Origin of the sequence: Paenibacillus oralis (assembly GCF_003863965.1) — a bacterium.
Lineage (GTDB): Bacteria > Bacillota > Bacilli > Paenibacillales > Paenibacillaceae > Fontibacillus > Fontibacillus oralis.
In genome coordinates this window covers 6,407,465-6,419,748 of sequence record NZ_RRCN01000001.1, presented here as the reverse complement: position 1 = coordinate 6,419,748, position 12,284 = coordinate 6,407,465, and the positions used below count along the sequence as shown (strand labels likewise).

General features: G+C 52.4%; 12 protein-coding genes. 10 read left to right on the top strand and 2 right to left on the bottom strand.

Annotated elements, in window-relative coordinates:
* Positions 1 to 14 precede the first annotated feature (14 nt).
* The 6 genes from EHV15_RS28675 to spo0A all read left to right on the top strand — a co-directional run bounded on the left by EHV15_RS28675 (position 15) and on the right by spo0A (position 6,666).
* Positions 15 to 878 carry a TlyA family RNA methyltransferase gene (locus EHV15_RS28675; RefSeq protein ID WP_128634246.1) on the top strand — a complete coding sequence of 288 codons (864 nt, stop codon included), beginning with the start codon at positions 15 to 17 and terminating at the stop codon, positions 876 to 878.
* Positions 879 to 1,440: 562 nt separating this feature from the next.
* Positions 1,441 to 1,926, top strand: coding sequence for a hypothetical protein (locus EHV15_RS28670; RefSeq protein WP_128634245.1), 486 nt, complete (start codon positions 1,441 to 1,443; stop codon positions 1,924 to 1,926).
* 18 nt (positions 1,927 to 1,944) lie between these two features.
* A complete protein-coding gene (gene ahrC / locus EHV15_RS28665; RefSeq protein WP_128634244.1) occupies positions 1,945 to 2,397 on the top strand; it encodes a transcriptional regulator AhrC/ArgR in 453 nt (150 codons plus the stop codon).
* 48 nt (positions 2,398 to 2,445) lie between these two features.
* Positions 2,446 to 4,185 (top strand): DNA repair protein RecN, encoded by a 1,740-nt coding sequence (gene recN / locus EHV15_RS28660; RefSeq protein WP_128634243.1) that lies wholly within the window; start codon positions 2,446 to 2,448, stop codon positions 4,183 to 4,185.
* Positions 4,186 to 4,284: 99 nt separating this feature from the next.
* Entirely contained in the window at positions 4,285 to 5,616 is a 1,332-nt protein-coding gene (spoIVB, locus tag EHV15_RS28655; protein ID WP_128634242.1) for a SpoIVB peptidase, read from the top strand.
* Between the two features lie 243 nt (positions 5,617 to 5,859).
* Complete coding sequence (gene spo0A / locus EHV15_RS28650; RefSeq protein WP_128634241.1) at positions 5,860 to 6,666, top strand: sporulation transcription factor Spo0A; 807 nt, start codon at positions 5,860 to 5,862, stop codon at positions 6,664 to 6,666.
* Positions 6,667 to 7,334: 668 nt separating this feature from the next.
* Here the strand turns inward: spo0A and EHV15_RS28645 are convergent.
* The gene (locus tag EHV15_RS28645; protein WP_128634240.1) at positions 7,335 to 8,273 is read right to left on the bottom strand and encodes a metallophosphoesterase family protein; all 939 of its coding nucleotides are present in this window, start codon (positions 8,271 to 8,273) and stop codon (positions 7,335 to 7,337) included.
* 342 nt (positions 8,274 to 8,615) lie between these two features.
* Between EHV15_RS28645 and EHV15_RS28640 the strand changes: the two genes are divergently transcribed.
* Complete coding sequence (locus tag EHV15_RS28640; RefSeq protein ID WP_128634239.1) at positions 8,616 to 8,924, top strand: ArsR/SmtB family transcription factor; 309 nt, start codon at positions 8,616 to 8,618, stop codon at positions 8,922 to 8,924.
* A gap of 13 nt (positions 8,925 to 8,937) precedes the next feature.
* Positions 8,938 to 9,153 (top strand): hypothetical protein, encoded by a 216-nt coding sequence (locus tag EHV15_RS28635; protein WP_246061817.1) that lies wholly within the window; start codon positions 8,938 to 8,940, stop codon positions 9,151 to 9,153.
* A 48-nt stretch (positions 9,154 to 9,201) separates the two neighbouring features.
* On the opposite strand, the gene EHV15_RS28630 is transcribed toward EHV15_RS28635, so the two are convergent.
* Positions 9,202 to 9,504 (bottom strand): DUF2627 domain-containing protein, encoded by a 303-nt coding sequence (locus tag EHV15_RS28630; RefSeq protein WP_128634238.1) that lies wholly within the window; start codon positions 9,502 to 9,504, stop codon positions 9,202 to 9,204.
* A 187-nt stretch (positions 9,505 to 9,691) separates the two neighbouring features.
* Here EHV15_RS28630 and lpdA point away from each other — a divergent pair, with 187 nt between their 5' ends.
* Both lpdA and EHV15_RS28620 read left to right on the top strand, forming a co-directional pair.
* Positions 9,692 to 11,113 (top strand): dihydrolipoyl dehydrogenase, encoded by a 1,422-nt coding sequence (gene lpdA, locus EHV15_RS28625; RefSeq protein ID WP_128634237.1) that lies wholly within the window; start codon positions 9,692 to 9,694, stop codon positions 11,111 to 11,113.
* Between the two features lie 148 nt (positions 11,114 to 11,261).
* Positions 11,262 to 12,284 carry a thiamine pyrophosphate-dependent dehydrogenase E1 component subunit alpha gene (locus EHV15_RS28620; protein ID WP_128634236.1) on the top strand — a complete coding sequence of 341 codons (1,023 nt, stop codon included), beginning with the start codon at positions 11,262 to 11,264 and terminating at the stop codon, positions 12,282 to 12,284.

Here is a 12,284-nt window from a genome sequence, read left to right as displayed (position 1 = left end):
AGACAGGAGATTTTATGTCGGTTTCCAAGGAACGGATAGACGTCCTGCTCGTGGAGCAAGGATTTTTCGATAGCAGGGAAAAGGCGAAGGCGGCGATCATGGCCGGGCTCGTGTTCGGCGGGCAGGAGCGGATCGAAAAGGCCGGCACTAAAATACCGCGCGATACCGCGCTCACGGTAAAGGGCGCGATCCATCCTTATGTCAGCCGCGGCGGGCTTAAACTGGAGAAGGCGCTGAAACGGTTCGGAATTGATCTAACGGGCCGGACGATGCTGGACATCGGGTCGTCCACCGGCGGTTTTACCGATTGCGCCCTGCAGCATGGAGCCGGTTACGTGTATGCCATTGATGTCGGTTATAACCAGCTTGACTGGTCGCTCCGCAACGATGAGCGGGTCAACGTAAAGGAGCGGACTAACTTTCGTTATATGACGCCGGAGGATTTGGACGGGCCGAAGCCGGATTTTGCCAGCATCGACGTCTCGTTCATTTCGCTGAAAATCATTTTGCCCCCGCTCCTGGCTTTGCTGGAAAGGCCTGCGGATATCGCGGCGCTGATCAAGCCGCAGTTTGAAGCGGGGCGCGAAAAAGTCGGGAAATCCGGAGTCGTACGGGATCCCAAGGTGCATCTGGAGGTGCTGGAAACGGTGCTTTCTTTTGCCGGGGAGCTGGGGTATTCCGTGCAAGGGCTGACCTTTTCTCCAATTACCGGCGGGGAAGGAAATATCGAATTCCTGGCGCATCTTCGCCTTGAGGCGAACGCCGCAGCGGCCGTTCAGGACGGCAACGGAGAATCCGGGCGGCAATGGATCCGCGAAATGGCCGAACACGTCGTTAAGGAGGCGGCCGAAACCTTCAACGGAGGCCCATCAAAATGATGGGTCTTTTTTTGTTATGCGTAAGCTTAGTAGACGATACTGGAAATAACGTTAGCATGATGGCAAGTGAAGACTTGAGATAGAGCTAGAAAACGGCAAAACTGGTCTATTGAAGAACTCGGGTACAACATAAAGGAAAAAAAGGGCGCTATTTCGGCGACATCCCCCATGTAGCGTGCAATAGAGGAATTTTATGGCGCTATTTTCACATTTAGTGACGAAAGGCTGCTTTTCGACCTGTTCATCGAAAAATAAGACCCAAAAGTTCCCCTATTGGTGATAAATGGGCTCAAATCAGAAAATAAGACCCAAAAGTTCCGCTATTTTATAGGGGCGATACTGAGCACAAGACTAATATAGAACAAAGCGATCCATGGCCCCCGTCCGCAGATAAGCCATATTATTTCCGGATCATTCTGCTAGCTATTGCCAAACGAACGTTTGTTCCCTATAATAAAGGGAAATGAAGCTAGTCCATTTACCATATGACGATAAATTGTTGATTGTTCCTGACAGGAGCTTGGGCGTGTGCGTCGAAATAGATTGTTTGAGGTGATTTCGAGTGGGGGCATTCTCGGACGGTCTTTTGATGGTGCTTATCGCCGCGTTTGCGGTGTATCTGCTTTATCGCGGATTTCGTTCCTGGGTCCGCAAGCCGTTATCCTTAAGAACCAGCATAGGTTTTGCTTTGAACGAGGAAATCTTGGACCATCCGGCGGTCGATCTGCTGGAGCAGGCCGGGTATACGGTCGTCAGCGACAAGCTGAAGGTGCCGCTCGCTTTTCGGGTGGATCGGGATATTTTGCACAGCCGCTTGTTCATTGACTATATCGTGATCAAAGACGGGGAATTCTATCTGGTAAGGATGGCGAGGGACCGGATCGCCATCGAGTGGACGGGCAGCGGCGTGCGGAAAGAGCTTTTGCCTTACCTGCTCCTATATCCGGAATGCGCCGGCGTTCTTTATGTGGACGCTGAGCAGGGCGACATCCGGGAAATCTCCTTGACGACGGATGAAGACGAAGATGAAGATGAAGCAGCCTTGTAAGGCTTATGGAGGGCATTTATGAAAGGACAACGACATATTAAAATCCGCGAGATCATCGCAGCGAAGGAAATTGAAACCCAAGACGAACTGGTGGAAGCTTTGCGCGAGGCCGGTTACCAGGTGACGCAGGCAACGGTATCCCGCGATATTAAGGAATTGATGCTGATCAAGGTGCCGACCGATGACGGCAGATACAAATACTCGATGCCGACCGCACAGCGCTACAATCCCGTGCAGAAATTGCAGCGGGCCTTGATCGACAGCTTTGTACATATCGATCATACGGGTAATCTGGTCGTGATGAAATGCCTTCCGGGGACGGCAAACTCGGTGGCGGTTCTGATCGATAACATGGAGTGGCCCGACCTGCTCGGGACGATTTGCGGGGATGATACGATTTTGCTGATCTGCCGCAGTGAGGAGTACAGCTTATACGTGATTGAGCAGATCATGAGTTATATTTCCGGGTGAATCCTGAGGATCTGAAGATCTCTGATTAAAGAGGGGAGTGGCCTTCACGTGTTAGTTCATTTATCGATTCGCAATTTGGCGGTTGTTGAAGCGGTGGATATTTCGTTTGCTTCCGGTTTTCATGTGCTGACGGGCGAAACGGGCGCCGGCAAATCGATCATTATCGATGCGCTTGGATTGATCGCCGGAGGCCGCGGCTCGGCCGACTTGATTCGTTACGGCTGCGATAAGGCCGAAATGGAAGCTTCCTTTGATTTGCCGGAACATCACCCGGTTTGGGCTACGTTAAACCGGCTGGGCATCGGCGGCGATTCCGGAGAACTGCTGATTATCCGCCGGGAAATCAGCATGCAGGGGAAAAGCTCTGCCAGAATCAACGGCCAGCTCGTCAATCTGTCGATGCTGCGCGAAGTCGGTGACGAATTAATCAATTTGCACGGGCAGCACGAACACCAGACGTTGCTCCGTCCGGAGCGCCACTTGGAGCTGCTGGACGCCTACGGCGCTAATGTGATCGAACCGATCAAAACGAAATATCAGCAGACCTATGCCGAATTTGTCCGTATCGATAAAGAATACAGCGACCTTCGCAATACGAGCCAGCAGGCGCTGCAAATGCTGGATCTGTACCGGTTCCAGATCAACGAAATCGCCGCGGCCGCCCTGAAACCGGGGGAAGATGAATGGTTGAACGAGGAAAAGGTCAAGCTATCCCATAGCGAGAAGATGATGGACTCGGTGTCCCGGGCTTACGAGCTGCTGTACGGGCCGCAAGGCCTCGATGCCATCGCCAAGGCGATCGCCCGCCTAAACGAAGTCGCAGGTTATGACAGTAAAGGGATTGCTCCGCTGGTTGAACAGCTGCAGTCCGCTTATTACCAATTGGAGGACGCCGCATACGGTTTGCGGGGGTACCGGGAGCGCATCGAATTTAACCCCGAACGGCTGGAGGAAGTGGAGGAACGGCTTGACTTGATTTCCACCCTGCGGCGCAAATATGGAGACGATGTTCAGGGGATATTGGATTATTTCGAAAAAATCCGCAAGGAAGCCGACACGCTTGAAAATAAGGATGAACTGCTGGAGCAACTGCAGGCCAAACGTTCGGAAATGACGTCCAAGCTGTTGGCGGAGGCTGCCGAATTAAGCGCGGTGCGGCAGCAAATCGCCGAAGAGCTTGCTGGGCAAATCGAAAGCGAATTGAAGGATTTGCAAATGGAACGAACCAGTTTGCAGGTCAAACTAACCTGGAATGAAGACCCGCAAGGCCTGGATTGGCAAGGCAAAAAAGTAAAGCCCGGCAAGCAGGGGATCGACAGCGCGGAATTCCTTATTTCTCCCAACCCGGGGGAACCGCTAAGACCGCTGAGCAAAATCGCCTCCGGCGGGGAATTGTCACGGATGATGCTGGCGCTGAAGAGCATTTTTGCCCGCCATGATCAAGTGCCTGTATTGATTTTTGACGAAGTGGACACGGGGGTCAGCGGGCGCGCCGCCCAATCGATCGCCAACAAGCTGTCGCGTCTGTCCGGCACGTGCCAGGTTTTTGCCATTACGCATCTTCCTCAGGTGGCTTGTATGGCGGACCGTCAGTATTTGATCGAAAAAGTTGTGGACGATGGCCGCACGATGACCCGCGTGAACCCGTTGGATAAAGCCGGACGCGTAAACGAGCTTGCCCGTATGCTGGGCGGCGTGGAAATCACGAAAAAGACACGGCACCATGCCCATGAAATGCTGAAGCTGGCACAGGCGCAGAAGGATGGTTTATTAAGTACGGCACAATGATTGACAGTAATAAAAGACCTGCCCCGGGGTATCTTAAAGGTACGCAATTGGCGACCACCTTTTCGTCAAGCGAAAGAAGCTAAGGGAGCGTGACAGCCATTGAACCCGAACCTCAGGAAAAGAATGCTCGGTCTTTTACTTGCTTTCTTCTTTTGTTTCATCGGTACGTCCGCAGCGAAGGGGGAAGCGCCTGTTCTGCCGGACGAGCTGCGCCTGTTCCAAGGTCAAGGCACGCAAATTTCGTTAGCGCTGCCCGTACAGGCCGAAGTCAGTGTGGATCGGCCGGATGTCATCCGATTAAACGGACAGCCTAACCCTTCCATGAAAGTGTCTTTGGGACATCCGCTCAAGCTTTCGTCGCTTCGGAGCGGAGAAGCCAAACTCCGCATGAAATTATTCGGTCAAATTCCTCTTAAGACCGTAAAGGTCAACGTAATTCCTGATTTGAAAGTGATTCCCGGCGGCCAAACGATTGGGGTAAAAGTAAAATCCGCAGGAATTTTGGTGGTTGGCCACCATCAGGTGATCACGGAGACGAACAAGCTGTCTCCCGGTGAAGTGGCTGGAATTCAAGCTGGAGATTTGATCACGCACATCAACGGCATTAAGTTGAAGGATGTTCGGGATGTGGCCGAAATCGCCGAAGAGGCTGGTAAAAACAAACGACCGATGCAGGTGACCTACAAACGGGACAGCAAGGAATACACGACTTCTTTAACTCCGGCTTTCGACAAGCAGGATCACGCATGGCGGCTGGGGCTGTATATACGCGATTCGGCGGCAGGGGTAGGCACTTTGACGTTTTATGCTCCTGAGCAAGGTGTATACGGGGCGTTAGGGCATATTATTACCGATATGAATACCCAAACGCCGATTGTCGTGGGCAGCGGTCAAATTTTGCAGTCCAGCGTTACCTCGATTTCCAAAAGCGAAAGCGGGGAGCCCGGCGAGAAACGCGCTCATTTTCTGAAGGAAGGCAAAACGCTCGGCAATATCGAACGCAATACGCATTTTGGAATTTGCGGCAAGATGACGCAAAATCCGGAGCATAGCGTTTACCAGAAACCGGTGCCCGTAGCGTTTGCGGAGGAGGTCAAAGAAGGTCCCGCTGAAATTTTAACGGTTGTGGAAGGCCAGCGGGTCGAACGTTTTAAAGTCGAGATCGTGCATGTGTCCAAACAAAGCGTGCCGGAAACAAAAGGGCTGGTTCTGAGGATCACGGATCCCCGGCTGGTGGCGAAAACCGGCGGGATCGTACAAGGTATGAGCGGCAGCCCGATTATGCAAAACGGAAAGCTGATCGGCGCCGTAACCCATGTGTTTGTGAACGATCCGAAATCCGGCTACGGCTGTTTTATTGAATGGATGCTGCAGGACGCGGGAATATTGGAACGTCAACAGAACACTTTCCAAAATCTTAAGGCGAGCTAAAGCCTTAAGATTTTTTTCTTTTTATCGACATCCGGCAAGCAAAACGGTGTATAGGTTTGTCGAAAACATACGAACAACATCGCTTTGTGTAAATAAATATTTAATTATATCTTAACACCGCAAAAAAATAAAGAAAAATAATTTTCGACAGAAGGAATTTACTTTTGCGTGTCGAATCCTTATTCTGGGAAGAAGAGAACAACAAAAAAACCTATCCATTTACCTGAAGGAGGAAGTTGGAAAGTGCAAAAAATCGAAGTGTTGTTGGCGGATGATAACCGAGAATTTACGAATTTGCTTGCGGAATATATTTCGGAGCAGGACGATATGATCGTCTCTGGAATCGCCTATAACGGAGAAGAAGTGCTGGAGATGATCGAAAACGCGGCCAAAGTACCGGATGTTCTGATCCTGGATATCATCATGCCGCACCTGGATGGTCTGGGTGTGTTGGAACGTATCCGTGATTTGAATCTGAATCCGCAGCCCAAAATCATCATGCTGACCGCTTTCGGGCAAGAGAACATTACGCAGCGTGCCGTCCAGCTCGGCGCTTCTTACTACATTTTGAAGCCGTTTGACATGGAGGTGCTCGCCAATCGAATTCGTCAGCTCGTTGGCGTACAGCATATGACGACAAGCGGGGCTCCTGCGGCAGCTTTTGCGAAATCGAATGTAGTTCCGCTTGGCAAAGGCAAAAACCTGGATGCGAATATTACTTCGATCATTCATGAAATCGGAGTTCCTGCGCATATTAAGGGTTACCAGTATTTGCGCGAAGCCATCACGATGGTCTACAACAACATCGAAATTTTGGGCGCTATCACGAAAACGCTGTATCCCGCGATCGCGGAGAAGTTCAAAACCACACCATCCCGTGTGGAACGCGCCATCCGGCATGCGATTGAAGTCGCCTGGACGCGGGGCAACATTGATTCCATCAGCCATCTGTTCGGCTACACGATCAACATTTCCAAATCCAAACCAACGAACAGCGAGTTTATCGCGATGGTGGCCGACAAGCTGAGAATTGAGCACAAAGTGTCTTGAAAGGATAGGGAGTAGAGGTACGACAATGGATTTCGGATTTTGGAAACGGCATCCAGCCAGTTCGATTTTGGCGACGAATATCCGAAAATGCCGTTTTTATACCGACAAACTTTTGAGTAGTAAACCAAAATACCGCTTATTTATTGGTTCCTTCGGAAACCGGTAAAGGAGCGGTGTTTTTTTAACATTGCGCGCCAGAATTTATAAAATTTCGGGTAGGGTAGTGGGCGATGCGTAGGTAGAGAGAGGGGGAGAAAAGGAGTCTGGGGGCTAAGGGACACCAGAGCCGTTATTTTCGGAAAAACGGAGGTTTGCAAAATGTAACGGACACAGATGCTCTTATTTACCTCAAATCGGCCTGGATGAACTGGTTTAGAGTGGAATAGGGTCATGTGTGTCCGTTAGCCTGGGAAATACCCGGGAAATGGGCGGATAAGGTCACTGGTGTCCGTTAGAGCAGCGTCCAAAGTAGAAGTCAGAGCCATTAATAGAGCTAGAATAAAAAGGACGCCGTCAGGCGTTTTTCTTATTACGGGGTGGGGAAAATAACGGCAAAAATGGACCGAGCCAAGACAAGCGGCCCACGGTTGAACGGCGTTGTGCACGTAGCCGTTTGAGCCGCAAGATGGCCATAAAGCGCGAGATCCCTGCATGGCTGCTGGGCACCATTAAATCCGCTTCCACACCTTCTCCGGCTGATGCTCAGGCTGCGTAAGCTGCGTTTCGCCGCCTTCAAGCGCAAGCCAGCTGTCGAATGCAGCCCCGTTCTCCCGCAGCTGAATCACCCGCGCTCCCCGCGGGAACCCCTCGCGTCCATAGCTGTTGTAGCCGGTAGCCCGCCCGTAATGCAGGCGGATGCCCTGCAGCTCACCCCAGAAATCATTCACATGATCATGCCCGCAGAAGACACCCTTGACATCCTGCCTGTCCACGAAGGAGGCGAACAAACCGGAGTTCACCTTGGGACAGCCCATCCCTTCGTAATTGTGTCCGTAACATACATGGTAGTCCCATAATTCATTGTATTCCGGCAGGGGAATGTGCAAAAAAGCAAGTGACGGCACAGCCTGCCCGCCGTTCACCTCTGCAAGCGCAGCAGATTGCTCCAGATACCAGCCGATTTGCCCGTGGGTAATCCACTCGAAGCCGCCGGGCGGATGAGCCGCATTGCTCCCGGAGTCGAATAAATAAAGGGCAGCCGCCGGGGCTCCTTCGGCTGATTGCAGCAGGATAACCGTGTGCCCCAAGCGGTTTCCCAGCTCTGGCCCTTCCTCCGTCAGACAGCGAGGGACACTTTGCTGCAGGCGGATCAGTTCATGTTTAGCGGAGAGCGAGTGTCCGGCGTCATGATTGCCGAAGATAGCAGCCCATGGCATGCCGGCTTCCAGGACGGCGGCTACTGCATTGCTGTAGGCGGTAATCGGATCGGGACAATCCTCATAATGAATGACGTCCCCGGTAAACAGCACCAGGTCCGGCCCTGTTTTACGTAAAATATCCTTCATTAACCGGGCTGTACGCTCGTCGTGCTCCGTACCGCTCCAGTGCAAATCGGTAAACTGGACGATGGTGAATGTTCCGTCCGGGCGGAATGACAGGTTGCGCATGGCGGGGCCCTCCTTATTCTTCTACAAATCAGCTGTTTTTTGTTTAGTGATAAGGTTTGCTAATACGTCTAGAGTTAACGGCTCGAACTTGGAATATATTAATATTTTCATGTTTCACCACTAAAAAGTAAAGCTCGAAGATTACATAGCAATCTTCTTGTAGCTTGCAATTGCGCGATGCGGAAAGTAGACGTTATGAGTGGTACGTTTCAAATGCAAAGGCGCTCAGTTGCAGCCGGGAAGCGGCCGCTTTTCATTTTTGAAGGTTGACAAGATGGGCCCGCAGATATATTCTGCCAATGAACATATGCTCATGTACAATGATTGCTGGAGGCAGATTTGATGGAAAAAGATGTGCATTCGTTTTTGAGTCCGGATACAATCGAAAAAGTTTCGACGATTTTTAAAGCTCTGTCGGATCCTACCCGAATTAAAATTTTGTATTTGCTCTCCGAAGAGGAGTGCTCGGTGACGCATATGTCGGAGGTGCTGAACCTGTCGCAATCGGCGGTATCCCATCAGCTTAGCACACTGAGGAATTTGCGTCTGGTGAAATACCGCAGGGAAGCAAACACGCTGTACTATAGCTGTGATGACGAGCATGTCATCTCGCTGCTTACCCAGGCGATCCAGCATGCTAAATGCGATTAGGAAAGGATGGGTTATGATGGATAACGATTGGGAGTTGGATTTGGAATCCTGCCGGGGGTTGGCGGAGCGTCCCGAATTAAGCGAAGCGGACAGACAGCTCGTGCGCGAAATGATCGCCCAGGCGGAAAATCTGGCGGCGGAGAACATCCGGCTGCGGAAGGCCCTGCTGCGCGCTTCCCGGAACGGGGCGCGGATGTCGAGCAAACTGAAGGAAGCGCTATACGAATAAACCAAAAAGCTGTCCCGTTTCGAAGGAGCAACTTCGCGGGGACAGCTTTTATTCATGTTGATTTTGCTCGGCTTGCGCGGGTTCTTTTTTGCGGAATCTCGGGCCTACGTAATTGCGCTTACGGTCACGAAAAAAAATCCAGCCGCCCAAAAAGCCGACGCCCGCGGCAAACAGCAGCAATCCAAGCCCAAATTGAAGCCAATCGAACGTGACTTTGGTTAGCGAATCGTCGCCGTGTTTGGACATATAATCAAATAGGGCATCCTTTATTTTAAGGAACCCGGTCATGGCGGCGATACCTGGTACAACCAGCATTAGAATCGCAATGAACCGGGAAATCATCAGCTTCATGGAGCAGGGTCGTCCTTTCCGATCAGAAATGGCGTTCCTCTTCATCATACCTTGTTCGGCATGTTCTGTCCATTTCAGGGCGGATTTGTATTAAGGGCAAAACAAGGTAAAATAGGAATTGGATTTGTGGCGTAGACGCATGGGACTTATATATAGCGATTTTAAAAAGAATGGTGGAGATTTGATCATGGCAATCCAATGTGATGTGGCGGTTTTAGGAGGAGGCACTGGAGGTTACATCGCCGCAATTCGTGCCGCCCAACTCGGCAAAGAGGTCGTAATCATCGAACAGGACAAGCTGGGCGGAACCTGCTTGCACCGCGGCTGCATTCCGAGCAAGGCGCTGCTGCGCAGCGCGGAGCTGTATGCGCAAATGAAGGAAAGCGCCGCTTTCGGCATTGAGACGAGTGGGCTGACTTTGGTGTTCCCCAAAGTGCAGGAGCGAAAACGGCAAATTGTCGAGCAGTTGCACAAAGGCGTTCAATATTTGATGCGCAAGCACAACATCAAGGTGATTCAAGGAAAGGGCAGGGTCACCGGGCCTTCGATCTTTTCCCCGAAAAGCGGGGCGGTTGCCGTGGAGCTGGCGGACGGCGAAATGGAGACGGTCGTCCCGGCCAATTTGATCATCGCCACCGGTTCGCGGCCGCGGACGCTGCCCGGCTTGGTTCCTGACGGGAAGCATGTGCTGAGCAGCGATGAGGCGCTCGTATTGGAGGAGCTTCCGGGTTCGATGATCATCGTCGGCGGCGGGGTAATCGGCGTGGAATGGGCTTCCTTGCTGAGCGATTTCGGGGTGGAAGTCACGATCGTGGAAGCGGCGGGCCAGTTGCTCCCGGCGGAGGACGAGGATGTGGCCCGCGAACTGCGCAAGCAGTTGGAGAAACGCGGCGTAAAAGTGCTGACTGGGGTCAAGGTGGATCCCGAATCCTGCGAGATTCAGGAGGGGCAGGTACATATAACGGCACTGCAGGGAGAGAAGCCGCAGCGGCTGCAGGCGGACAAGCTTTTGCTTTCGATCGGCCGGCAAGCGAACGTGGAGAACATCGGCCTGGAAAATACCGATATCGGTTTGGAACGGGGGTTCATCCGGGTAAATGAATATATGCAGACGACGGAGCCGCATATTTACGCAATCGGAGACTGCATCGGCGGTTTGCAGTTGGCCCACGCCGCCAGCCATGAAGGATTGACGGCCGTGCACCATTTGGCCGGAGAGAGCTCATACGGCTATCACGCTTCCCAGGTGGCGCGCTGCGTTTATACCCGGCCTGAGGTCGCTTCAGTGGGGCTTACCGCTAAAGAGGCCAAAGCCAAAGGATATGAAGTGAAGGAGGGCAAAGTTCCGTTTTCAGCGATCGGGAAAGCGCTGGTACACGGGGAAAGCGGAGGGTTCGTCAAAATGGTCGCCGATGCCCGCACGAATGATATTTTGGGCGTCCACATGATCGGTCCGCATGTTACCGAGCTGATCAGCCAGGCCGCACTAGCACAGCTGCTTGACGCGACGCCGTGGGAGATTGGACAAGCGGTGTTTGCCCATCCGACGCTCTCGGAAATTATCGGGGAAGCGGCCTTGACTGTCGAAGGAAACTCGCTTTCTTTATAAACATTCGCGGATAAAGTTTTCTTTTTGGCGGAAAAGCGTTTATAATAAGGTTATTCCAAGTCTTAGTACCAGGTTTTAAGATTAGATGTAACAAGGTGCTAACCTTGCCTTTCAACCCAATGTAAGTTAAACGAAGGAGGTAACTCCCATGAACGCCAAAAGTTCAGTGCAAACCAAACCGAAACATGAGCAACTCGGATTGTCGGACGAAGAAGTTGTCGAGATGTACAAATACATGGTGCTCGCGCGCAAATTCGATGAGCGCTGTCTGCTGCTGCAGCGGGCGGGAAAAATCAATTTTCATGTCTCCGGCATCGGGCAGGAGACGGCGCAGATCGCTGCAGCGTTTGCGCTTGACCGGGAGCGCGATTACTTTTTGCCCTATTACCGCGACTACGGTTTTGTGATGGCGGTAGGCATGACGCTGGAGGAGCTGATGCTGTCGGCGTTCGCCAAAGCGGGCGACCCGAACAGCGGCGGCCGGCAAATGCCGGGCCACTTCGGCAGCAAACGGCTGCGCATCGTGACGGGCTCAAGCCCGGTAACAACGCAGGTTCCGCATGCGGTTGGCTTTGCTTTAGCCGCCAAAATGCAAAAAAAGGATATTGTCTCGTATGTGACGTTTGGGGAAGGCTCCAGCAACCAGGGCGACTTCCATGAAGGCCTGAACTTTGCCGGCGTTCAGAAGCTGCCGGTCATCTTCCTCTGCGAAAACAACCAATACGCTATATCCGTGCCGATCAAGAAGCAACTTGGCGGCCGGGTGGTCGACCGGGCTCAGGGCTACGGCTTTCCGGGCATCCGGGTTGACGGCAACGATGCGCTTGAGGTTTACCGCGTCGTGAAGGAGGCCAGGGAACGGGCCGTGCACGGGGAGGGGCCGACCTTGATCGAAGCGATGATGTACCGCCTGTCCCCGCACTCCACTTCGGATAACGATCTGGCATACCGGACGAAAGATGAAGTTGATGAGAACTGGAAAAAGGACGGCATCCCGAAAATGAAATCCTATCTGATCGAACACGGCTTGTGGAGCGAGGAACGGGACGAAGCGATGCTTAAGGAGATCCAGCAGCAGTTGAAGGACGCGTTGGAGGCGGCGGAAGGCGCGCCGTACCCGAAACCGGAGGATACGCTGCTGCACGTGTACGCCAGCGAAGGAGAGGTGTAA

Coding starts and splice junctions, on each gene's coding strand:
- EHV15_RS28675 (WP_128634246.1), top strand. CDS start 15: ATGTCGGTTTCCAAGGAACGGATAGACGTCCTGCTCGTGGAGCAAGGA.
- ahrC (WP_128634244.1), top strand. CDS start 1,945: ATGAAAGGACAACGACATATTAAAATCCGCGAGATCATCGCAGCGAAG.
- EHV15_RS28645 (WP_128634240.1), bottom strand. CDS start 8,273: ATGCGCAACCTGTCATTCCGCCCGGACGGAACATTCACCATCGTCCAG.
- EHV15_RS28640 (WP_128634239.1), top strand. CDS start 8,616: ATGGAAAAAGATGTGCATTCGTTTTTGAGTCCGGATACAATCGAAAAA.
- EHV15_RS28635 (WP_246061817.1), top strand. CDS start 8,938: ATGATGGATAACGATTGGGAGTTGGATTTGGAATCCTGCCGGGGGTTG.
- EHV15_RS28630 (WP_128634238.1), bottom strand. CDS start 9,504: ATGAAGCTGATGATTTCCCGGTTCATTGCGATTCTAATGCTGGTTGTA.
- lpdA (WP_128634237.1), top strand. CDS start 9,692: ATGGCAATCCAATGTGATGTGGCGGTTTTAGGAGGAGGCACTGGAGGT.
- EHV15_RS28620 (WP_128634236.1), top strand. CDS start 11,262: ATGAACGCCAAAAGTTCAGTGCAAACCAAACCGAAACATGAGCAACTC.